Source organism: Marilutibacter maris, assembly GCF_003233695.1.
GTDB lineage: Bacteria > Pseudomonadota > Gammaproteobacteria > Xanthomonadales > Xanthomonadaceae > Marilutibacter > Marilutibacter maris.
The window spans coordinates 2,628,381-2,648,079 of record NZ_CP029843.1 but is presented as its reverse complement, the minus strand read 5'-3'; the positions used below and the strand labels follow the sequence as shown (position 1 = coordinate 2,648,079).

The following is a 19,699-nucleotide window of genomic DNA, read 5'->3' as shown; positions in this document are numbered from 1 at the left end:
ATCAACCTCCGAACATCTTGCTGAAGAAGCCCTTCTTCTCGACGGTGGTGAAGCGCATCGGGCGGGTGTCGCCGAGCAGGCGGGCGACGGCGTCGTCATAGGCCTGGGAGGCGTCGGACTCGGTGTCGAGGATGACCGGCTCGCCCTTGTTGGAGGCGTGCAGGACATCGCTGGACTCGGGGATCACGCCGATCGTCTTGAGGCCGAGGATCTCCTCGACGTCGCCGACGCTGAGCATCTCGCCGGTATCCACGCGCTTGGGGCTGTAACGGGTCAGCAGCAGGTGTTCCTTGACCCGCTCGCCGTTCTCGGCCTTGCGGGTCTTCGACGACAGCAGGCCGAGGATGCGGTCGGAGTCGCGCACCGAGGAGACTTCCGGGTTGACCACGACCACGGCCTGGTCGGAGAAGTACATCGCCAGGAAGGCGCCCTTCTCGATGCCCGCCGGCGAGTCGCAGACGATGTAGTCGAAGCCGTCGTCGGCCATCTCCTTGAGGACCTTCTCCACGCCTTCCATCGTCAGCGCGTCCTTGTCGCGGGTCTGCGAGGCGGCGAGCACGTACAGATTGTCGAAGCGCTTGTCCTTGATCAGCGACTGCTTGAGCGTGGATTCGCCGTTGACCACGTTGACGAAGTCGTACACGACGCGGCGCTCGCAGCCCATGATCAGGTCGAGGTTGCGCAGGCCGACGTCGAAATCGATGACCGCGACCTTGTGCCCGCGACGGGCGAGGCCGCAGGCGAGGCTGGCGCTGGTGGTGGTCTTGCCGACGCCGCCCTTGCCTGAGGTGACTACGATGATTTCGGCCAAGTTCAAGTCCTCCAATGGAGCGGCATCAGTCAAGTGCCGCGATTTTTAGTTGTTGGTCTTCCAGCCAGACCTGAACGGCCTTGCCGCGCAGGTCGGAAGGGATGTCCTCGAGCACCCGGTAGTGGCCGGCGATGGCCACCAGCTCGGCGTGGAACTCTCGACAGAAGATACGGGCTTTTTCGTTGCCCTGGGCGCCCGCGAGCGCACGCCCGCGCAGCGGCCCGTAGATGTGCACCGAGCCGTCGGCGATGACCTCGGCGCCGGCGCCGACCGAGGTCAGCACGGTCAGGTCGCGGTTGTCGGCATAGACCTGCTGGCCGGAACGGACCGGCGCAGCCTGGATCAGGCCCGGGCTGGGGGCCTGGCCGGGCGCGGCCGGTGCCGGGGCGCTGGCCGCCGGAGCGGGGCGGGCGGCTTCCTGCGGCGGCGGGGCCGCCGCCGGTGCCGGGGCGCTGCCGTCGGCGCGCTCGTACTGGGCGCGGAACTTGGCCAGCAGGGGCAGGCCGAGCGCCTCGGACAGGCGCTCGGTCGCGGTGGTGCCGTAGGCGAGCGCGACCGGCAGCACGCCGGCCTCGCGCAGGCCATCGAGCAGGGCGCGGGCGGTGGCGACGTCGGGCACCTGGGACAGGCCGCCGAAGTCGATCACCACGGCGGCGCGGGCGAACAGGCGGGGCGCGCGCTGGACGCGCTGGCGCATTTCCTCGATCAGACGGTCGACGTCGAGGGTGCGGATGCGGAGGTTGGCGATGCCGACCTGGCCGATCTTCAGTTCGCCCGCCTGTTCATAATCACCCATCGCGACGGCGCTCATCGACCGGAGGTTCCGGTCAGGCGCGGCGGCGTCGCCACGGTGCGGCGGGCGCGGACCCAGTCCTCGTCGGGCAGGTTGTCGCCGTAGGTCTCGCGGACCCACTCGTAGCTGCACAGCGACTTCATCAGCATCGCGGTGCGGACGCCGACCTCGGGCATCACGTGCTGGCCGACCTCGCGGAAGCCGAAGCTGCCGTGGAACAGCAGCGCCGGGTCGTGGCCGCCCTCCAGGAACACCTCGCAGGCCATCTGCGGGTAGCGCAGCTCGGCATAGCTCTGGGCATCGGCGTAGAGCGCGCGGCCGACACCGCCGCCACGGCGGCGGCTGGCGACCACGATGCGGTCGATGTAGAAGAACCCCGCGTGGCGCTCGTGGAACCAGCGGAAGTTGCTGCTGTCGTGGTCCGAGCCGCTACCGACGCCGATCAGGAAGCCCGCGAGCGTGCCGTCGCGCAGGGCGACGCGAAAGTACTCGGCGCTGTCGTAGAAGTGGCGTACCCGGGCCGCGTCCAGCGGCAGGATGGCGGGTCCGGCGGCGTTGTTGAGGGCAAGGACGGAATCCAGCTCGTGCTCAAGCACGTCGCGGACGACGATCGACATTCCTGACTCCATGATGTTTCGGGCCGGCGCATGCGGCGCCAGCGAAGCGGATTATCGCATGGCTGCGGGGCCTGGGCGACTGCGCAATGACGATTCCATGACTTTCGGACGGCTACGCAAACCCCTGATGGGGCTAGCATGCCGGCATGTTGAACCTCCTGAACCATTCCCGACTGCTGCGCTATGCGGGCCTGTTCACCTGGGCGATGGTGGGGTGCTGGCTGCTTTCGATCTGGCTCGACCCGGCGGTGATCGAGGCCCTGCCGGAGGGCGACGTGGCCGCCCCGCACCTCGCGGTCGGGCGCTGGCTGGCGGTCTATCTGAGCTTCGGCGCGGTGTACTGGTCGATCACCCGCTCGCTGGGGTCGCGGCGGACCACCTGGCTCGACCACATCCTGCTGTTCATCCTGACCCTGTGCGCGATCAGCGTCAGCTACTTCTCCAGCACCGGGCTGGGCAGCATCCTGCTGATGGTGGTGGCGGGGCTGCTGCCCTGGCTGCTGACCCTGCGGATGGGACTGGTGTGGCTGATCGGCAGCAGCGCCTCGATCATTCCGGTGTTCGCGGGCCCGATCGGCATGCCGCCGATGATCGCGGTGGTGCAGTCGCTGGTCTACATGGGCTTCTCCAGCTTCGTGTTCGTGACCGCCTTCGTCGCCCGCCAGCAGTCGCTGGCCCGGGAGGAGCAGCGCAGGCTGAACTCGGAGCTGCGCGCGACCCGCGCCCTGTTGGCGGAGAGTGCCCGGGTCAACGAGCGCACCCGGATCTCGCGCGAGCTGCACGACCTGCTCGGCCACCACCTGACCGCGCTGAGCCTGAATCTGGAGGTCGCGGGGCATCTGTCCGAGGGACGGGTGCGCGAGCACGTCCGCCAGGCCCACACCCTGGCCCGGCTGCTGCTGACCGACGTCCGCGAGGCGGTCAGCCAGCTGAGGGAGGGCGGGGCGATCGACCTGGAGGCGGCGCTGCGCCCGCTGGCGGAGAACGTGCCGTCGTTGCGCATTCACATGGACATCGAGTCGCCGCTGACCCTGGACGACCCCGAGCGCGCGCACATCCTGCTGCGCAGCACCCAGGAGATCATCACCAACACCATCCGCCACGCCGGCGCGGCCAACCTGTGGGTGAAGGCCTACCGCGACGGCGACATGATCGTGATGGAGGCCCGCGACGACGGCCGCGGCGCCAGTTCGCCGGTATCCGGCAACGGTCTGCGCGGCATGCGCGAGCGGCTGGGCCTGTATGGCGGCGACCTGAAGATCGAAACCCGCCCGCAGGCGGGCTTCGCGTTGCGCCTGGCGCTGCCGGCCACGGTGCTCGCTTCGGCGTCGGCGGAGTCCGCCGCGAGCGTCCAGGCGGCCGACCGGCCCGGACCGGACGCACGGGGAGACGCGGCATGACGGCATCGTGCGCCCGGGCCGTATCGACGTACACTTTTCCAATCTCGCCTGTTCGGCAGTCCCTCCGGTTCCCGCAAGGGCCGCGGTGGGGGCGGGGGCAGGCTCTCAAAGGAGCGGCGGCATGATCCGCGTATTGCTTGTTGATGATCAGACCCTGGTCCGGCAGGGGGTTAGGTCCCTGTTGTCGCTGGCCGAGGGCATCGAGGTGGTGGCCGAGGCCGGCGACGGGCGCCAGGCGGTGGAGATGGTGCCGGAGGTCAGGCCCGATGTGGTCCTGATGGACATGCGCATGCCGGTGATGTCGGGGCTGGAGGCCCTGCAGGCGCTGGCCCGCAGCGACAGCCTGCCGCCGACCATCATCCTGACCACCTTCGACGACGACCAACTGGTGCTGGCGGGCCTGAAGGCGGGCGCCAAGGGCTATCTGCTCAAGGACGTCTCGCTCGAACAACTGGTCGACGCGATCCAGACCGTGGCCCAGGGCGGTTCACTGGTGCAACCGGCGGTCACCCAGCGGCTGCTGTCGGGGCTGGAGCACATGCGCAACGAGTTCGTGAGCCTCGACCGGCCGGACCCGCTGACCGACCGCGAGACCGAGATCCTGCGGCTGATGGCCGGGGGCTTCTCCAACAAGGAGATCGCCAATTCGCTGGGCGTGGCCGAGGGCACGATCAAGAACCACGTGTCCAATATCCTGTCCAAGCTCGGCGTGCGCGACCGTACCCGTGCGGTATTGAAGGCGTTCGAGCTGCAACTGGTCTGAGCGACAGGATACCCGGCCCGCCGCAGCGCGGCGGGCGTTCGTTGCCAGGCGAGGCGATGCCTCGCAGGCGCTGGCGCCTCACCCTGTCCAAGCTCGGCGTGCGCGACCGCACCCGGGCGGTATTGAAGGCGTTCGAGCTGCAACTGGTCTGAGCGACAGGATGCCCGGCCCGCCGCAGCGCGGCGGGCGTTCGTTGCCAGGCGAGGCGATGCCTCGCAGGCGCTGGCGCCTCACCCTGTCCAAGCTCGGCGTGCGCGACCGCACCCGGGCGGTATTGAAGGCGTTCGAGCTGCAACTGGTCTGAGCGACAGGATACCCGGCCCGCCGCAGCGCGGCGGGCGTTCGTTGCCAGGCGAGGCGATGCCTCGCAGGCGCTGGCGCCTCACCCTGTCCAACTCGGCGTGCGCGACCGTACCCGGGCGGTACTGAAGGCGTTCGAGCTGCAACTGGTGTGAGCGGCGCAGCGCGGCCCGGGCCGGCGGCGCGATTCGCTGGCGGCCGCCCCGGAAACGCCGGTGCGGTCCGGGCGTGGAACTCCTGCGAAAGGGTAATGCGCCCGCCCCGGCTTCCTTGTTAGGATTAGGGGTCTGCGCCCCGGTCTGGTCCCGGGTCGGCCCTGGAGAAAACCTGAATGACCCGTCTGATCGAGATCCTGATTTCCATTGCCATCGTGACCGTGCTGTTCCTGACGGTCGGCGTCCTGCTGCCCGATCGCCGCCACCTCGAGGAAAGCGTCGAGTCCAACCGCAAGCTGACGATCGTGTACGACACGCTCAACAGCCTGCGCCGCTTCGACGACTGGAACTCGCTGGTGCTGCACGATCCGGGGATCGAGCTGAAGCTGTCCGGCCCCGAATCCGGCGTCGGCGCGCGCCTGGACTACCAGTCCCAGGTCGAGGAGCTCGGCAGCGGCAGCTGGGAGATCACCGGCAACGAGCCGAACAAGAGCGTGAGCTACGCGCTGACCTCCAATCCGAAGGGCAACAACCCGTTCCGCGGCCGCGGCAAGAACGAGCGGACCACCTACACCCTGACCCCGACCGGCCGCAGCGGCCGCAACGTCATGATCACCCAGACCTATGACGTCGACTACGGTTGGGACCTGCTGGGCCGTTACGCCGGCATGTACGTGACCAGCAACTTCGGTCAGGACATGAAGCTCAGCCTGAGCCGCCTGAGCAACATGCTGGCGACCGTGCCGAACCACGACTACTCGGTGTTCGGCAAGGACGATCCGAGCAAGGCGCCGCAGCTGTCGCAGCGTCCGGCCCAGAACCTGCTGATCGTGCGCGCCGCGGTGCCGCGCGACAACGACGCCGTCGCCACCCAGATGAAGAGCAACATGGAGTGGATCAAGAAGGTGATGGACGCCAACGGTCTGGTCGCCGCCGGTCCGGTCCGCGTCATCACCAACGAGTTCGGCGCCGAGACCTATTCCTTCGACGTTGCCCAGCCGGTGCGCAAGAAGGGCGACGGCGACAGCAAGGACAATGGCAACGGCAAGGAGGGCGAGGACAAGGCCGAGGCCACCGCCGCGGTGCCGGCGACCGACGCCGAGAAGCTCGAGATCAAGGTCGAGGGTCCGGTCGAGGCGGTCTACGCGGAAGGCTCGAAGGTCGCGATGGTGCCGTTCGTGGGTCACATGGCCAACCTGGCCAAGGTCCGCGACGCGCTGCGCGCCTGGGCCCTGACCCACGGCTACGAGACCGTCGACCGTCCCTATGAGGACTGGAACAACGGCATCGAGAAGGGCTTCACCCTCGAGGGCGACTTCAACGTCTATTGGATGGTCAAGTAAGTCCCCCGCCACCGGCGCCGCGCGAGCGGCCCGGCAGCCTCGAAAAGCGCCGCCCCGTGCGGCGCTTTTTGTTTGCGGGACTGCTATCGTCGTGGGCCTTGTGACTGCCGCCGGGTTCGCGATGTCCGCCAGTTCCGCAACGCTTCTTCCACCGGCTTCGCGCGGGTCGCGCGCGCTGGCCGGCGCCGGCGCGGTGCTGGCCGCCGTGTCGGTGGCGCTGGCGGCCTACGCCTCGCACGGCGCCGACGGTGAGGCGAGGACGCACCTGCAGACCGCCGCGGCGTTCGCCTTCGGTCACGGTCTGGCGCTGTGCGCGCTGGCCCCGCAGGCGCGGCGCCGGTTCGGGCGCTGGGCACTGGCGGGCCTGCTGTTGGGCGTGTTGTTGTTCTCCGGCAGTCTGGTCGCCGCGCATGCGTTCGGCTGGCCGACCCGGCTCGCGCCGGCCGGCGGCAGCCTGATGATCCTGGCGTGGCTGGCCTACGCCGTCGACGCGGCGAGGCGCTGAGCGATGCCGCGCCACGTCCGTGGATTCGACACCGAGGCCGCGCACGCGCATCTGGCGCGTCGCGACCGCAAGCTGGGTCGCTGGATGCGCCGGATCGGCCCGATCGAGGCCGACCCGCGCTGGCGCGGGCGCTTCGATCCGGTCGACGCGCTGGCGCGGGCGATCCTGTTCCAGCAGCTCAGCGGCAAGGCGGCATCGACGATCGTCGGCCGGGTCGAGGCTGCGATCGGCAGCAAACGCCTGCATTTCGATACCCTCGGCCGCATCGACGATGCCGCGCTGCGCGCCTGTGGTGTATCCGGCAACAAGACCCTGGCGTTGCGCGACCTGGCGTTGCGCGAGTCGCGCGGCGAGATTCCGACGCTGCGGCAGATGGCGTACCTGGACAACGAAGAGATCATCGAGGCACTGGTACCGATCCGGGGCATCGGCCGCTGGACGGTGGAGATGATGCTGATGTTCCGGCTCGGGCGGCCGGACGTGTTGCCGATCGACGATCTGGGCGTGCGCAAGGGCGCCGGCATCGTCGACAAGGCCGAGCAGGCGCCGACGCCCAAGGCGCTGCTCGAGCGCGGCGAACGCTGGGGTCCGTACCGCACCTACGCGAGCCTGTACCTGTGGCGGATCGCCGACAGCGCCAGCGAGGCGGCAACGCCGACCAACCGCTCGCAGGGGTAGGAGGGCGCGCTCCGGGCCGACCGGGCCTGCCTAGGCGCGATGCCACGCCCAGTGCCAGGGCTCGTAGACGATGCCGTGGGGATTGTCGCGCGGATAGCTCATGGTGAAGCCGTGGCCGGCGGCGTTGTCGCACAGCCAGGCGAACGCTTCTGTGTCTTCGAACGATTCCTCGGCGGGCGGCTCGCCCGGGGCGCCGATGTCCAGCGCGAGTCCGGAGTGGTGCTCGCTGTAGCCGGGGGCGGCGTTGACCCGCAGAATCTGTTCGACCTCCAGGCCGCGCGCGCGTTTGCGCTCGAAGATGCCCAACTGGTAGTCGTGGCTGCGGTAGCCGGAGATCGCCTCCAGGACGATGCCGTCGGCGAGCGCCTCCGCCTGCAGGTGGCGCCAGCCCCGGGCCGCCTCGACGTGCAGCCACAGCGGTCGCCGGTAGCGGTCGAAACCGGCCAGCGCCAGCCAGTCGGGTTCGGCGACCAGGGGCAGCCCGGTGCGCTCACCGTAGCCGTGGTCCAGGCCCAGTACCCGCAACCGCTGTTCGAGCCGTGCGAGCGGCAATTCGCCGACGCGCTCGATGCCGCTGCGGCGATGCGTGGGGACCGCCTCCAGCGCCGCCAGCGCTTCGTCCAGGCCCGGCTCGCGCGCCAGTCGCGGGACCAGGGCCAACAGGCCTTCGTCCAGTTCGGCGGCGAGGTAGTGGCCATCGCGCTTGCGTCGCAGCACATAGCGGGCGCGGGCAAGGGCACGGGCGTCGCGGTTGCCGCGGGCGCGCAGCCGCCGCGCCGGCCACAGTTCGATCTCGGCGCTGTTGATCAGGATGTCGGGCGTGCCGCGCATGCGCCCAGCTTAGCGCCGCGACCGGCAGGCGTCATCGACGCGTTCAGTGCGAAGGCGGCGCCAGCGTGTTCAGCGCATCGAGCAGTTGCCGCGGCTGCTGCAGCGACAACAACACCCCGGGGCCGTCGCGCAGCGGCAGCCACAGTACCCGGTGGCGGTCGGTGAGCAGGCAGAACATCCGGCTGAAATCGCCGCGCGAGATGAACCAGCCGGCACGGAAGCCGGGCAGGCCGGTACCCAGGCCCCTCAGTACCGGCTGCAGTTCGATCCGCTCGTCGAGGTCGACCACCCGCGCCTTGTCCAGGGCGAGTTCGCGCACGTCGACCCGGCGCGTGTTGAAGCCGGCCTGGACGATCAGGGTATGGTCCCGGAGGGCGACCCGGCGCCGGCGCAGCAGCCAGGGCAGGCCGACGGCGACCGGGACCAGCAGCGCCGGAGCGAGCCATGCCGAAGGCTCCTGCCAGGCCTCGCCGATCGTCAATCCGGCGGTCATCAGCACCAGCGGCACCGCCAGCAGGAGCGTCAGGCCGATCCAGGCGACAGTGCCGGGCGGGGTGACGGTGAACTCACGCATGGCCACGTCTCAGCCGGCCCAGCGCAGCGCGAGGCCGGTCAGCAGCAGGAGAACCGAGGCGATGACAAGCGCCGCGACGATGCCGCGGGCGCGCTCGGGATGACGGCGCTGGATCAGTCTGACGATGTGCAACATGTGGGCCTCCTGCGGTTGTCCCGATGTCGGGGCGAGGTGGGCGATCGCGCGTGGGCGCGCGGCGCTCAGACGGGTTTCTTGAAGAACAGCCGGATCTCGTGGGTGGTGCTGGACTGGATCACCGTGACCAGTTCCCAGCCCTGTTGGCCGTGCTTGTCCAGTTCCTGCTGCACGCGCTCGGTCTGGTCGTTGAACAGCTTGTACGCGACCGCGACGATCTTGTGCTGCCAGCGGTTACTCATCCTGGGGTTCTCCATCGTGGGCGTCGTCCGCGGGGGGCGGCGACGGGGGGGGCTGGGGCTGCGACAGGCGGCCGGCCTTGCGCAGCGCATCGCGCAGCACGTATTCGATCTGGGCATTGAGACTGCGCAGTTCGTCGTCGGCCCAGCGTTGCGCCGCGGCCAGGACCTCGGCGTTGATGCGCAGCGGATAGGCTTTCTTCTTCTCGCTCACGAGGGGTCGTCCCCGTTGCCCGGATCGTGTCCCTGCGGCGGCAGGTAGTCGTGGCGGGCGCGGCGCACCGCCACCAGCAGCGCGACGCCCAGGCCGTTGACCGCCACCAGCAGGGCGATGGTGACCAGGGCCAGGCGCGACTGTTGCTCACCGGCCCAGTACATCCCGGCCGCGCCCAGCAGCAGGGCGACACCGACCAGGGCCAGCAGCCGTGCCATCCGTGCCGCGACCCGCTGCGGGTCGCGCAGGCGCCGCGCATCCAGGCCGTTGAGCCAGTGCAGGTCGCCGCTGCCGACCCGGAACGCGATCGCGAACATCGGCAGGCTGCTGGTGGCGAGGATGGTGGGGATCAGGAGGTCGGTCATCTGTGGGTATCGAGTGCAGGGATGCGCGATTGGTTGAGAAAGTTGCCCCGGAAGCGCGTGCTCTTGCGCAGGGATGCGCGATTGATTGAGAAGGCCGCCCCGGAAGCGCGGGCTCATGTACAGGGATGCGCGATTGATTGAGAAGGCCGCACACGGACGTGCGGGTTCTCGCGCACGGATGCGCGATCAGTAAAGCGTGCCGGCATTGACGATCGGCTGGGTGCTGCGGTCGCCGCACAGGACCACCAGCAGATTGCTGACCATGGCCGCCTTGCGCTCCTCGTCGAGGTCGACCACGCCGTTCTTCTGCAACTCCTCCAGCGCCATCTCGACCATGCCGACGGCGCCGGCGACGATCCGCGTGCGTGCGGCGATCACCGCGTTGGCCTGCTGGCGCTGCAGCATCGCCTGGGCGATCTCCGGGGCGTAGGCGAGGTGGCTGATGCGCGCCTCCAGCACATCAACGCCGGCCGAGGTCAGGCGCTCGTCGAGGTGCACCTTGAGGCGGTCGGAGATCTCGTTGGGATGACTGCGCAGGGAGATCTGATCGTCCTCGTGCTGGTCGTAGGGGTAGCTGGTCGCCATCGCGCGCAACGCCGCCTCCGACTGGATATGGACGAAGCTCTCGTAGTCGTCGACGTTGAACACCGCCTCGGCCGAGTCGACCACCTTCCACACGATCACCGCGGCGATCTCGATCGGGCTGCCGTCGAGATCGTTGACCTTGAGCCGGCCGCTCTCGAAGTTGCGCACCCGCAGCGACACCTTGCGCTTGCTGTAGAAGGGGTTGTTCCAGCGCAGGCCGTTGTCGTGGACGGTGCCGACGTACTTGCCGAACAGGCTCAGCACCGCCGACTGGTTCGGTTGCACCGTGTACAGGCCGGCGAGCATGAAGACCACGCCGATGATCAGCGGGATGGTGACCAGCAGCAGGGCCGGGGTGTCGGTGGCGACCGCGCGTACCGCGGCGTAGCCGGCCAGCAGGACCACGAGCAGCAGGACCGCGAGCAGCGGGATGCCGGGCAGGGAGCGGATCGGATTTTCCTTCATGGCGGTGTCCTCGAGTGGATGCCTGATAATTTGATATCAAATTGATATCAAGTCAATAGGAATAGGGCAAGCGCTGCCGCCCGGCACCTCCGCTACGCCAGACTTCTCTGTGTTTTTATTTTGAAATCAGTCGCTTGCTGGATCGTCGCCACCGTCGCGGGACGGCGCGCGGATCAGGTAGAGCGGTGCCGGGATGAACTCGCCGGTCGCGAACACGCCGCTGCCGTCGCGGTTCCAGCCCATCGCCTCGGCCTGCGGCAGCCATGGAAGGGCCACCAGCGTCGGTGCGCGCGAGACCGCCTGGCCCCAGCCCTCGGCGCCGATGCGCGGGTACAGCAGGAGGTCCTTGTAGGTCATCACCGCGAGCGTGCGGCCGTCCGTAGCGACATCGGCGGCGGTGACCTGGTGCTCGACCCTGAGGCGCCGCGAGGCGTTTTCCGGCAGGTCCGTCGCCGGCGTCGGCACCCCGGCCAGCTCGCCGATTGGACTGGCGGTCTGCAGGCCGGTGCCGTACGGCCGCAGCGGCAGCGAGAACAGCTCCGGCGGGGTGCGCTTCTTCGACACCAGCAGGACCTGGCCGGCCTCGGCGTCGACCGCGACCGCCTCGCAGTCGCGTGCGCCGTCGGGCCAGCGGAAGGCGATCGACCAGGCCGGGGTCAGGCGCGCGTTCTCCAGCGTCTCCGGCTCCTCGAACACGTGCAGTTGCAGGCTGCGGCGCAGGCCACCGTTGTCGCCGGTGTCGGCGACCAGCAGATAGGCGGTGCCGTCCAGCTCGAAGCTGGCCATGTCTTCCCAGTCGGTCTTGGTCACGCCCTCGACCCCGAAGGTCGCCAGCCGGCTGCCGCTCTCGTCGGTGGCGAACAGGCGTTCGGGATTGCCGCCGTCGTCGTGCATCCAGATCACCCCGGGATGGCGGCGCGACACGGCGAGGCCGCTGATCTCGTTCATCTGCGGGTCCAGCAGCATGCCCATCCAGCGATGGCCGGGGGCGTCGGCGTCGCTGCCGCGATCGCCGCAGCCGGCCAGCGCCACCGCCAGTCCCAGTGCGATCGCGGCCATGCGCGGGCCGCGTCCGCCGGGCGGGGCGCTCCTGCGATGCGGCGATGGCGGCATTGGCGACATGGCCGAAGGATGGCATGGCCCCGCCGGGCACCCAAGCGGGTCGGGCCGGCGGGCCGTGGAAGTTAGACTAATGCCCCAATTCCCGCCATCGAGGCCCCCGGCATGACCACCCTTGGAACTCCGCTCTCGCCCCACGCCTTCCGGGTCCTGCTGCTGGGCTCGGGCGAGCTCGGCAAGGAGGTCGCGATCGAGCTGCAGCGCTTCGGGGTCGAGGTGGTCGCCGCCGACCGCTACGCCGACGCGCCGGCGATGCAGGTCACCCATCGCAGCCACGTGCTGGACATGCTCGACGGCCAGGCGGTGCGCGACCTGGTCGCCAGCGAGCGGCCGGCGCTGATCGTGCCGGAGATCGAGGCGATCCACACCCAGACCCTGGTCGAGCTGGAGCGCGAGTTTGCCGAGCGCGGCTCGGACATCCGGGTGATCCCGACCGCGCGCGCCGCGCGCCTGACCATGGATCGCGAAGGCATCCGCCGGCTCGCCGCCGAAACCCTGGGGCTGCCGACCTCGCCGTACCGCTTCGTCGACAGTGTCGAGGACTACCGCGCCGCGGTCGCCGAGGTCGGGCTGCCGTGCGTGGTCAAGCCGGTGATGTCGTCCTCCGGCAAGGGCCAGAGCACCCTGCGCGGCGAGGCCGATATCGAGACCGCTTGGGACTACGCGCAGACCGGCGGCCGCGCCGGCGCCGGTCGCTGCATCGTCGAGGGCTTCATCGACTTCGACTACGAGATCACCCTGCTGACCGTGCGCCACGCCGGCGGCACCGCGTTCTGCGCGCCGGTCGGCCACCTGCAGCGCGACGGCGACTACCGCGAGAGCTGGCAACCGCAGCCGATGTCGGCGCGCGCGCTGGAACGCGCGCAGCGGATCGCCCGCGCGATCACCGACGATCTCGGCGGTTGGGGCCTGTTCGGGGTCGAGCTGTTCGTCAAGGGCGACGAGGTCTGGTTCAGCGAGGTCTCGCCGCGTCCGCACGATACCGGCCTGGTCACCCTGGCCTCGCAGGTGCTCAGCGAGTTCGCCCTGCATGCGCGCGCGATCCTCGGTCTGCCGATCCATGCCGATGGCGACGGCTGGATTGCCCATGTCGGCCCGACCGCGTCCTGCGCGGTGCTGGCCCAGGGACATGGGGTGCCGGTGTTCTCGCACGTCGACGCCGCCCTGGCCGCGCCGGGCACCCAACTGCGCCTGTTCGGCAAGCCCAGGGTGGAGGGGCAGCGCCGGGTCGCGGTCACCCTCGCGCACGGCGCCGACGTCGACGCGGCCCGCGCCGTTGCGCGCGAGGCGGCCGAGCGGCTGAAGGTCGAGCTGCGCTGATGCCATGCCGGCAGGCTGGCCGGCGACTACCGAGTACTGTTCGAACCGATCAAGGAGATCCGATGAACGACACCCGCGGGTATGCCGTGTTCCTGTTTCCCCAGGCCGTCGAAGCGCTTGGAGGCGCGATCAAGCCCTATCTGCAGGGCGAGGTCGGCGGCGAGCACGTGATGTGCCGCGAAATCGACACTGGTGGCGCCTTCATCAAGATGATCCTCGACGGCCGCACCGAGAAGGGCGAGATGGTCGAGCTGGAGCTGATGGTGCCGGCCAGCATGGTGCGGATGGTGGTGTCGGCGCGCAACGAGGAATCCTTCGGCTTCGGGCCGCGCTCGGCGCACTGAGCCGCCGGGCGCCCGCCGTCGGCACTCAGCGCCCGCTCGCGCCGTCGCTGCTCCACTCGACATCGACCCACACCAGGCGGTGGTCGCTGGCGCCGACGAGCTCGGCGCCGGGCTGGTCGGGCTGCGGCCAGTACACGCCGCTGTCGCGCACCGCCATGCCGGTCGACGGCAGCACGTAGTCCAGTCGCAGCGTGCCCACGCGCTCGCCGTAGTCGCCGGTCGCGTGCGCGGGGGCGCCATGCCGGGAGATGTTGCGATAGCGCGCGGCCGCCGCGACCGCGCCGTCGCTGCGCGGGGTCGGCATCCGCGCCACCCGCGGATGCTCGAGCAGCTCAAGGATCGCGCCATGGTCGCCGTCGCCATCGGACGGGTCGTTGTTGAGGTCGCCGACGATCACGAAGCGGGCATCGGCACCGAGGCCGCCGCAGCGCCCGGCGTCGTCGCACAGCCAGGGCGCGTCAGAGCCGTCGATGTATTCGCGCCAGAGCCGGATTTCGTCGGCGTTGCGCGCGCCGTTGCGGTCCTCGGGGCCGTCGAACACCGGTGGTGTCGGGTGCGCGGCGAGCACGTGCAGGGTGCCGCCGGGCAGCTTCACCGGCACGTCCCAGTGCGACTTCGACGACAGCCGCAGCTGCGACCAGAGCGACGGCGGATAGTGCGCCGCGCCGGTGGCCGGATCGTGCGGCTGGCGCGCATTGGGCATCGCGCTCCACTTCAGTCCTTGGAAGGTGCGCGCCGCGTCGGCATCGATCGGGTGCTTCGACAGCACCAGCATGCCGTACTGGCCGGGATGCAGGCCGTAGCCCCATGCATCGTTGCCGCGCGCGCGGCCGTCGCCGCCGACCTCGCCGTTGCCGTCCAGGTCCAGTCCGCTCGGCACCCCGGTGTTGACCGGGGCGAGGTAGCGGTACGGATAGCGCAGCGGCTCGCCGCCGCCGGGCTGGGCGAGCTCCAGATAGCGGCGCTGGAACAACTCCGCGGCGCGGTGGCCGTCGTCGTAGTCGAACTCGTTGAGCAGGACGATGTCCGGGCGCACGCGCTGCAGCACCGCGGCGATCCGCCCGGCATCGGCGTCGCCGCGTTCGAGCCGGGCGATCAGGCCGCCGGTGGCTTCGTCGTAGAGCGAGGTGTTGTAGGTGGCGAGGCGGAGCGGAGTCGTCGGTCGGGCGGTCATCGGTTCTGCGGGGGCCGGGGCGCGGTGCGCCTGCACCCGCAGGCAACCGGCCAGCGCCAGCATGGCGAGACCGGTGGCGAGGGTTGCGATGGCGGAGGCGGTGCGCTGGGGCGTCAGGAAGCGGCTGTGGATGCGGGTCATGCGGTGCCGGAGTCGTTGTCGTTGTCGTTTGGGGTGCCGCCGACCGGCGCGGTGCCGTCGTCGAGCCGCTTGTCCGATGCGCCGTCGGCTTCCTCGAAGGCGTGCCAGCCGCGTCCGTCGAAGCTTTCCAGCGGATGGAACCGGCGCTTGTAGTCCATCTTGGCGTGGCCGGCGATCCAATAGCCGAGGTAGAGGTGCCTGCGGCGCTCGCGGCGGGCCCACTCGATCTGCCTGAGGATCGCCAGCGTGCCGAGGCCGCGTTGCGTGAAGTCGGGGTCGAAGAAGGTATACACCGCCGACAGCGCATTTTCGGTGACATCGGTGACCGCGACCGCGAGCAATCGGCCCGGACGCGGCGGGCCGGCCTCGCGCAGCTCCATGAAGCGGCCATCGCTCCAGCTGCCGACCAGGAACTGGTCGAACTCGACCGCGCCGTGTCCGTCCATGCCGCCGCCGGCGTGGCGCGCGGCCAGGTAGCGCCGGTACAGCGCCAGTTGCTCGTCGGTGCGCACCGGCTGGCAGATCCGCATCTCGATGTCGCGGTTGTGCTTCAGGCAGCGGCGCTGGCTGCGGCTTGGCCGGAAGCGGTCGACCGGGATGCGTACCGCCACGCAGGCGCGGCAGCCGTGGCAGTGCGGCCGGTAGACGATGTCGCCGGAGCGGCGGAAGCCCCATTCCAGCGCCAGCGGATAGCGTTGCGCCAGGCGCGGGTCGCGCGGATCGAGCACCAGGTCGCGCGCGGCGCGTTCGGGCCAGTAGCCGCAAGCGTGCTCGCCGGTGTGGAACAGGCGCAGGTCGTTGTCGTCGGGGGCGGGTGTCTTGCCCATGGGCTCAGTCTAGGGCCTGCGGGGGCCGTCGGTGCGGATCGGGCGGTCGTCCGCTGTCCATTGCCTGAATCGTCCCGGCGCGACATTGGACCCTTGTTGTCAACGCAAACGGTGCGCGGACGTTGATGGGGACAACGGCGCATGCAGTGCAGTCCGAATACGCCCTCATCCGACGCGCCGAGAACCGGAGATCACCCGATGAAATCTTACAAGCACGTCCGTTCCACCCCCGTGGTCGCGGCCCTCGCCGTCGCCACCCTGGTCGCCATCGCCGGCACCGCCTTCGCCGCGGGCGCCGAGGACGACATCGTGGCGGGCTGGCGCGGCCCGCAGCAGCGCATGGACAGGCTCGACACCAACGGCGATGGCGCGATCGATCGCAACGAGGCGGCCGCGGCGCCGCGCCTGGCCGAGCACTTCGACAAGCTCGACCGCAACGGCGATGGTCGCATCGACGCCGGCGAGCGGCCGGCGCGCCGTGGCCACCACCGCGGTCGCGGCGGCCGTGGCGGCCACGGCGGCATGCAGCGCATCGTCGCGCTCGACGACAACCAGGACGGCCGCATCAGCAAGGCCGAGGCCGCCGACATGCCGCGTCTGGCCGAGCGTTTCGACGACATCGACGGCAACCGCGACGGTTACATCGTCCGCAGCGAGCTGCGCGCCCACCACGAGCGCAAGCGCGCCGAGCGCACGGCCAAGGCCGCCGAGCGTCGCGAGGCCAGGTTCAAGGAGATCGACAGCAATGGCGATGGCCGCCTGAGCCGTTCCGAAGTCGAGGCCGGCATGCCGCGCATGGCCAAGGCCTTCGCCTTCATGGACGAGAACCGCGATGGCTACCTGAGCCGCGAGGAGTTGCACCCGAAGCGTTGAGGCCCGGGCCCGGCGCCGGCCGCGGAGGCGGCGCCGGAAAAAACAACGCCGGCCGGGCATCGTGCCCGGCCGGCGCCGCCGTGTCGGTGTGCGGCCGCTCGGCGGCCGTGCCCGGGATGGATCAGGCCGACTGGTAGAGCGGATACAGGTTGCTCTCCTCGCGCTCGATGCGCTGGGCGAGCAGGGCGCCGACCGCGCCGTAGTCATTGACGAACTGCTCGCGGACCGTCGCGTCGAACGCGGCGAACTGGTACTTCTTGACGAAGTCGACCACCCCGCGCGCGATGGTGTTCATCTCGCGGCGGAAGTCGCGCATCAGTTCCATGTCGTGCGCGTCCGGGAGGTTCTGTTCCAGGTACACGTAGAACCGCACGTTCTCGGTCAGGATGTGGGCCTCGAAGCGGGTCTTGAAGTTGACCAGTTCGCTGCGGATATCGCCGAACTGGCCGGCTTCCAGCAGGGTGCCGATGCGCTGGTAGAGCGCGACGAGATCTTCGTGATCACCCTTGAGCCGTTCGATCAGCGTCGGGTCGTAGCTGATGCCGCGTGGTGTCCCGGCATGATGCGTCGCTACGGGCGCCGGCTGGGACTCCTTCTTGCCGAACAGCCTGTCAAAAAAACCCATGGTGGTGCTCCCCTGTTAGGTTGGCCGCTGAATAGACAGCCCAGTATCGACACTGTCGGCCGCAGGTGCTGCGACCAACAGGTGGATATGTGATCAGTGGCGCAGTTTGCCGTCGTCCGGACCGGCTTCGATGCACGATCGCACCCCCCAGATTCCCGCAGAGTCGCCGCTGCGTCGTGAAGGCGTCGTCAACTCCGCATCATCGACATCGCAGATCCCGCGCGACGGTGCGATGGCTCAAGCGTTGAAGCCGCCGCTTCTCCATATCGCCCAGGCCATTCCCGCGATGGCGATCAGGCTGGCGGCGGCCATCGCCCTTCGGCCCAGCATGTACGGATACCAGCGGAGCAGGCGGCGGTTGGCCGGATCCTCCAGCATCGGCGCCATCATCCGCTGCATCGGCACCAGCCACTGGTAGTTCATCACCGCCAGCCCCACCAGCGTGACCGCGCTCAGCGGCGCCCAGCCGCGCGTCGACTGGCTGGTCAGCATCATGGCGACCGCCCACACCGCGGCGGTGCTGGTATGCATCCAGAAGAAGCGGTGGATGCGGCGGCGGTCGTCGGTGTTGCGCGCGAAGCGCAACATGTACCACAGGGTGAACGCCCAGCCGGCGAGGCCGCCGATCGCGCCGCCAATGAAGGCGCCGCTCGCCGACGCGCCGTGGAACAGGGGCTTCAACGTCATTGCCAGCGATCCTCCGGCAACGCCTCCGGACATGCCCGAACCGACCACGGCGCCGCTGCCCAGCTTGCCGACACCTCCGCCGAGCAGGCCGGAACCGATCGCAGCGGCCGCGCTGACCGCCGGCGAGGCCAGCGCCAGTCCGCCGATCACGGTGGCGGTGAAGGCCGCGCCGGGCGCGCTGCTGCGGGCGAACTCGCCGAACCGCGCCAGCATCTGTTCGCGCACCTGTGCCCGCGCCCGCGACAGGCGCTTGCGCACGGCGGCGTCGCTCAGGCCGAGCAGGGCGGCGACCTGCTTCGAGCGCTGACCTTCGCGGTAGTACAGCAGCAGGGTTTCGCGGCTGTCTTCCGGCAGCGTCGAGATGATGTCGGCGGCGGCCCGCTCTTCCTCGGTCTGCAGCATCCGTTGGGCGGGCGAGGGCGACGGGTCGGCGGCGATGTTGATCGCCACCTCGGCGCCTTCGCCGGTCATCGGCCGGTGTCGTGCCGCGCGCAGGTAGTCGCGGGCGAGATTGCGGGTGATCTGGCGCAGCCAGGGCAGGAAGCTGGCGTGGTTCTTCAGTGTGTCCAGGCCCTGCCAGGCCTTCAGGAACGCCTCCTGGGCGATGTCCTCGCTGGTGGGCACATCGCGCACGATCGCCAGGGCGATCGCGGTGACCGGACTCTGGCAGGCGACGACGATCCGCGCGTAGGCGTCGCGGTCGCCGCGGCGCGCGGCGGGCAGGTGGGTTGCGATCAGGCGGTCGATCGGGGCGTCGAAGTCGAGGGCCGGATGGGCGCTCATGGCGGGCTCGTGGGGCGTGCGGCATGCACGGTCGCAACCAGGACGGGCCGGCACGGTGAATGTGACCGCCGGTGACGCCGGCCCCGGTCGTACCCCCGCGGCAATGGATCAGATCGCGACGTCGCGCGGCACCGCGGTCACCTGCCAGCGGTCGTCGATCCGGCGCACTTCCAGGGTGCGGTAGTTGGCGAACATCCGGTGGTGATAGGCGCTGAAGTCGGCGACGCCGGCATCGGCGGCGGAAGGGCGGAAGTAGCTGACGTCGACGATCAGTGCCGGCTGGCCGCTGGCGGCATGGGTGCTGCCCTCGGTTTCCTCGGCATTGCGCACGCAGGCGGAGGCGGAAACCAGCCGCAGCGCGCCGTCGGCCGGCAGTGCCGCCTGCAGCGACTCGATCATCGGCGCCGGCGCATCGCGGCCGTCGATCGACAGGCAGGCGATGTCCAGGCGCGACCGCGGCAGTTCGCGGGCGAAGATCGCCTCGGCGACCGCGGGCGGGGTGGCTCGGGCGCTGCCGTCGAACGGCGGTTCCAGTGCCTGCGAGGGGGCTTGCGGCGTGTCCGGCGCGTCCGGCGAGGCCGCGGGCACCGGCGCCGCCGCTTCCGTTTCCGCCGCCGCCTGCGGCTGCGGCCGGTTGCGGATCATCGATACCGTCATCACCCCGGCGGAGACCAGCAGCACGGCCAGCAGGCCGTACTTGATCCGCACGACCCGGCGTCGGCGCGCATCGGCCTGGGCGACCTGCGCATCATCGCCGCGGAAGGTCGCGACGAAGCTGTCGCGATGGCGGGTGGAGTCGATCAGGCCGGCCTCGCGCAGGATCTCGCGGGCGCGGACCTGGTCGTCGGACTTGACCACCCAGACCGCCGGCTTGGGCACATCGGCGTCGCGATAGCTGAAGGTGCCGCGACGGTTGCCGCGATAGGACCGGCCGTCGGTGATCCGCACCTCGATGCCGGCGTCCTCGAGCAGACGGGCGACGCCTTCGACGTTCTCCAGACGCGGGCTGCTGAATACCTGGCGCATGCGGGCC

The 19,699-nt window shown here is 70.0% G+C and carries 23 protein-coding genes and 2 pseudogenes; 9 read left to right on the top strand and 16 right to left on the bottom strand.

Annotated features, from left to right (window positions below; genetic code table 11):
* Nucleotide 1: 1 nt before the first annotated feature.
* Genes minD through C9I47_RS11610 form a run of 3 tightly spaced genes read right to left on the bottom strand, consistent with a single transcriptional unit; the run spans nucleotide 2 to nucleotide 2,221 of the window.
* A complete protein-coding gene (gene minD / locus C9I47_RS11620; RefSeq protein WP_111268108.1) occupies nucleotides 2–811 on the bottom strand; it encodes a septum site-determining protein MinD in 810 nt (269 codons plus the stop codon).
* A gap of 25 nt (nucleotides 812–836) precedes the next feature.
* Nucleotides 837–1,622 carry a septum site-determining protein MinC gene (minC, locus tag C9I47_RS11615; protein ID WP_111266886.1) on the bottom strand — a complete coding sequence of 262 codons (786 nt, stop codon included), beginning with the start codon at nucleotides 1,620–1,622 and terminating at the stop codon, nucleotides 837–839.
* Nucleotides 1,619–2,221, bottom strand: coding sequence for a GNAT family N-acetyltransferase (locus tag C9I47_RS11610; protein ID WP_111266885.1), 603 nt, complete (start codon nucleotides 2,219–2,221; stop codon nucleotides 1,619–1,621). The genes minC and C9I47_RS11610 overlap by 4 nt, the downstream gene beginning before the upstream one ends.
* A gap of 146 nt (nucleotides 2,222–2,367) precedes the next feature.
* On the opposite strand from C9I47_RS11610, the gene C9I47_RS11605 reads away from it, so the two are divergent.
* The 6 genes and pseudogenes from C9I47_RS11605 (at nucleotide 2,368) to C9I47_RS11575 (ending at nucleotide 7,365) form a co-directional block, all read left to right on the top strand.
* Nucleotides 2,368–3,621 (top strand): sensor histidine kinase, encoded by a 1,254-nt coding sequence (locus tag C9I47_RS11605; RefSeq protein ID WP_111266884.1) that lies wholly within the window; start codon nucleotides 2,368–2,370, stop codon nucleotides 3,619–3,621.
* Between the two features lie 121 nt (nucleotides 3,622–3,742).
* Entirely contained in the window at nucleotides 3,743–4,384 is a 642-nt protein-coding gene (locus tag C9I47_RS11600) for a response regulator (protein WP_111266883.1), read from the top strand.
* Between the two features lie 83 nt (nucleotides 4,385–4,467).
* Nucleotides 4,468–4,536 (top strand): annotated as a pseudogene (locus C9I47_RS17935) (DNA-binding response regulator); the annotation flags it as partial.
* A gap of 479 nt (nucleotides 4,537–5,015) precedes the next feature.
* Entirely contained in the window at nucleotides 5,016–6,182 is a 1,167-nt protein-coding gene (locus C9I47_RS11585) for a polyketide cyclase (RefSeq protein ID WP_111266881.1), read from the top strand.
* 121 nt (nucleotides 6,183–6,303) lie between these two features.
* Nucleotides 6,304–6,687, top strand: coding sequence for a DUF423 domain-containing protein (locus C9I47_RS11580; protein ID WP_111266880.1), 384 nt, complete (start codon nucleotides 6,304–6,306; stop codon nucleotides 6,685–6,687).
* Between the two features lie 3 nt (nucleotides 6,688–6,690).
* Entirely contained in the window at nucleotides 6,691–7,365 is a 675-nt protein-coding gene (locus C9I47_RS11575; protein ID WP_111266879.1) for a DNA-3-methyladenine glycosylase family protein, read from the top strand.
* A 30-nt stretch (nucleotides 7,366–7,395) separates the two neighbouring features.
* Here the strand turns inward: C9I47_RS11575 and C9I47_RS11570 are convergent, their stop codons facing one another.
* From C9I47_RS11570 to C9I47_RS11540, 8 genes are all read right to left on the bottom strand, one after another.
* Complete coding sequence (locus tag C9I47_RS11570) at nucleotides 7,396–8,196, bottom strand: M15 family metallopeptidase (RefSeq protein ID WP_111266878.1); 801 nt, start codon at nucleotides 8,194–8,196, stop codon at nucleotides 7,396–7,398.
* 43 nt (nucleotides 8,197–8,239) lie between these two features.
* The gene (locus C9I47_RS11565) at nucleotides 8,240–8,770 is read right to left on the bottom strand and encodes a hypothetical protein (protein ID WP_111266877.1); all 531 of its coding nucleotides are present in this window, start codon (nucleotides 8,768–8,770) and stop codon (nucleotides 8,240–8,242) included.
* A 9-nt stretch (nucleotides 8,771–8,779) separates the two neighbouring features.
* Complete coding sequence (locus tag C9I47_RS18085; RefSeq protein ID WP_262982901.1) at nucleotides 8,780–8,905, bottom strand: hypothetical protein; 126 nt, start codon at nucleotides 8,903–8,905, stop codon at nucleotides 8,780–8,782.
* A gap of 65 nt (nucleotides 8,906–8,970) precedes the next feature.
* On the bottom strand, nucleotides 8,971–9,147 hold the full coding sequence (locus tag C9I47_RS11560; protein ID WP_111266876.1) for a DUF4177 domain-containing protein: 177 nt from the start codon (nucleotides 9,145–9,147) through the stop codon (nucleotides 8,971–8,973).
* Complete coding sequence (locus C9I47_RS11555) at nucleotides 9,140–9,358, bottom strand: Arc family DNA binding domain-containing protein (protein ID WP_111266875.1); 219 nt, start codon at nucleotides 9,356–9,358, stop codon at nucleotides 9,140–9,142. The genes C9I47_RS11560 and C9I47_RS11555 overlap by 8 nt, the downstream gene beginning before the upstream one ends.
* Complete coding sequence (locus tag C9I47_RS11550) at nucleotides 9,355–9,723, bottom strand: hypothetical protein (RefSeq protein ID WP_111266874.1); 369 nt, start codon at nucleotides 9,721–9,723, stop codon at nucleotides 9,355–9,357. Before C9I47_RS11550 ends, C9I47_RS11555 begins: the two co-directional genes overlap by 4 nt.
* Nucleotides 9,724–9,909: 186 nt before the next feature.
* Nucleotides 9,910–10,773 carry an SPFH domain-containing protein gene (locus C9I47_RS11545; protein WP_111266873.1) on the bottom strand — a complete coding sequence of 288 codons (864 nt, stop codon included), beginning with the start codon at nucleotides 10,771–10,773 and terminating at the stop codon, nucleotides 9,910–9,912.
* 126 nt (nucleotides 10,774–10,899) lie between these two features.
* Nucleotides 10,900–11,832, bottom strand: coding sequence for a hypothetical protein (locus C9I47_RS11540; RefSeq protein WP_111266872.1), 933 nt, complete (start codon nucleotides 11,830–11,832; stop codon nucleotides 10,900–10,902).
* Nucleotides 11,833–11,997: 165 nt separating this feature from the next.
* Here C9I47_RS11540 and purT point away from each other — a divergent pair, with 165 nt between their 5' ends.
* Together purT and C9I47_RS11530 are read left to right on the top strand one after the other, a co-directional pair.
* Nucleotides 11,998–13,212 (top strand): formate-dependent phosphoribosylglycinamide formyltransferase, encoded by a 1,215-nt coding sequence (purT, locus tag C9I47_RS11535; RefSeq protein WP_111266871.1) that lies wholly within the window; start codon nucleotides 11,998–12,000, stop codon nucleotides 13,210–13,212.
* Nucleotides 13,213–13,274: 62 nt separating this feature from the next.
* Nucleotides 13,275–13,556, top strand: coding sequence for a hypothetical protein (locus C9I47_RS11530; RefSeq protein WP_111266870.1), 282 nt, complete (start codon nucleotides 13,275–13,277; stop codon nucleotides 13,554–13,556).
* Nucleotides 13,557–13,581: 25 nt separating this feature from the next.
* Here the strand turns inward: C9I47_RS11530 and C9I47_RS11525 are convergent, their stop codons facing one another.
* Entirely contained in the window at nucleotides 13,582–14,793 is a 1,212-nt protein-coding gene (locus C9I47_RS11525; protein WP_111268107.1) for an endonuclease/exonuclease/phosphatase family protein, read from the bottom strand.
* Between the two features lie 152 nt (nucleotides 14,794–14,945).
* Nucleotides 14,946–15,698: pseudogene (locus C9I47_RS11520) on the bottom strand (arginyltransferase); the annotation flags it as partial.
* Nucleotides 15,699–15,896: 198 nt separating this feature from the next.
* On the opposite strand from C9I47_RS11520, the gene C9I47_RS11515 reads away from it, so the two are divergent.
* Complete coding sequence (locus C9I47_RS11515; protein ID WP_190238494.1) at nucleotides 15,897–16,571, top strand: EF-hand domain-containing protein; 675 nt, start codon at nucleotides 15,897–15,899, stop codon at nucleotides 16,569–16,571.
* Nucleotides 16,572–16,692: 121 nt separating this feature from the next.
* Here the strand turns inward: C9I47_RS11515 and C9I47_RS11510 are convergent, their stop codons facing one another.
* The 3 genes from C9I47_RS11510 to C9I47_RS17725 all read right to left on the bottom strand — a co-directional run bounded on the left by C9I47_RS11510 (nucleotide 16,693) and on the right by C9I47_RS17725 (nucleotide 19,692).
* Complete coding sequence (locus C9I47_RS11510; RefSeq protein ID WP_111266867.1) at nucleotides 16,693–17,196, bottom strand: hemerythrin domain-containing protein; 504 nt, start codon at nucleotides 17,194–17,196, stop codon at nucleotides 16,693–16,695.
* Nucleotides 17,197–17,433: 237 nt separating this feature from the next.
* On the bottom strand, nucleotides 17,434–18,666 hold the full coding sequence (locus tag C9I47_RS11505) for an RNA polymerase sigma factor (protein WP_111266866.1): 1,233 nt from the start codon (nucleotides 18,664–18,666) through the stop codon (nucleotides 17,434–17,436).
* A 108-nt stretch (nucleotides 18,667–18,774) separates the two neighbouring features.
* The gene (locus C9I47_RS17725; RefSeq protein WP_190238493.1) at nucleotides 18,775–19,692 is read right to left on the bottom strand and encodes a hypothetical protein; all 918 of its coding nucleotides are present in this window, start codon (nucleotides 19,690–19,692) and stop codon (nucleotides 18,775–18,777) included.
* Nucleotides 19,693–19,699 lie beyond the last annotated feature (7 nt).

Bases quoted from the DNA above. Each gene is read 5' to 3' on its own strand.
- minC (WP_111266886.1), bottom strand. From the start codon at position 1,622: ATGAGCGCCGTCGCGATGGGTGATTATGAACAGGCGGGCGAACTGAAG.
- C9I47_RS11610 (WP_111266885.1), bottom strand. From the start codon at position 2,221: ATGTCGATCGTCGTCCGCGACGTGCTTGAGCACGAGCTGGATTCCGTC.
- C9I47_RS11605 (WP_111266884.1), top strand. From the start codon at position 2,368: ATGTTGAACCTCCTGAACCATTCCCGACTGCTGCGCTATGCGGGCCTG.
- C9I47_RS11600 (WP_111266883.1), top strand. From the start codon at position 3,743: ATGATCCGCGTATTGCTTGTTGATGATCAGACCCTGGTCCGGCAGGGG.
- C9I47_RS11585 (WP_111266881.1), top strand. From the start codon at position 5,016: ATGACCCGTCTGATCGAGATCCTGATTTCCATTGCCATCGTGACCGTG.
- C9I47_RS11580 (WP_111266880.1), top strand. From the start codon at position 6,304: ATGTCCGCCAGTTCCGCAACGCTTCTTCCACCGGCTTCGCGCGGGTCG.
- C9I47_RS11575 (WP_111266879.1), top strand. From the start codon at position 6,691: ATGCCGCGCCACGTCCGTGGATTCGACACCGAGGCCGCGCACGCGCAT.
- C9I47_RS11570 (WP_111266878.1), bottom strand. From the start codon at position 8,196: ATGCGCGGCACGCCCGACATCCTGATCAACAGCGCCGAGATCGAACTG.
- C9I47_RS11565 (WP_111266877.1), bottom strand. From the start codon at position 8,770: ATGCGTGAGTTCACCGTCACCCCGCCCGGCACTGTCGCCTGGATCGGC.
- C9I47_RS18085 (WP_262982901.1), bottom strand. From the start codon at position 8,905: ATGTTGCACATCGTCAGACTGATCCAGCGCCGTCATCCCGAGCGCGCC.
- C9I47_RS11560 (WP_111266876.1), bottom strand. From the start codon at position 9,147: ATGAGTAACCGCTGGCAGCACAAGATCGTCGCGGTCGCGTACAAGCTG.
- C9I47_RS11550 (WP_111266874.1), bottom strand. From the start codon at position 9,723: ATGACCGACCTCCTGATCCCCACCATCCTCGCCACCAGCAGCCTGCCG.
- C9I47_RS11545 (WP_111266873.1), bottom strand. From the start codon at position 10,773: ATGAAGGAAAATCCGATCCGCTCCCTGCCCGGCATCCCGCTGCTCGCG.
- C9I47_RS11540 (WP_111266872.1), bottom strand. From the start codon at position 11,832: ATGGCCGCGATCGCACTGGGACTGGCGGTGGCGCTGGCCGGCTGCGGC.
- purT (WP_111266871.1), top strand. From the start codon at position 11,998: ATGACCACCCTTGGAACTCCGCTCTCGCCCCACGCCTTCCGGGTCCTG.
- C9I47_RS11530 (WP_111266870.1), top strand. From the start codon at position 13,275: ATGAACGACACCCGCGGGTATGCCGTGTTCCTGTTTCCCCAGGCCGTC.
- C9I47_RS11525 (WP_111268107.1), bottom strand. From the start codon at position 14,793: ATGCTGGCGCTGGCCGGTTGCCTGCGGGTGCAGGCGCACCGCGCCCCG.
- C9I47_RS11515 (WP_190238494.1), top strand. From the start codon at position 15,897: ATGAAATCTTACAAGCACGTCCGTTCCACCCCCGTGGTCGCGGCCCTC.
- C9I47_RS11510 (WP_111266867.1), bottom strand. From the start codon at position 17,196: ATGGGTTTTTTTGACAGGCTGTTCGGCAAGAAGGAGTCCCAGCCGGCG.
- C9I47_RS11505 (WP_111266866.1), bottom strand. From the start codon at position 18,666: ATGAGCGCCCATCCGGCCCTCGACTTCGACGCCCCGATCGACCGCCTG.
- C9I47_RS17725 (WP_190238493.1), bottom strand. From the start codon at position 19,692: ATGCGCCAGGTATTCAGCAGCCCGCGTCTGGAGAACGTCGAAGGCGTC.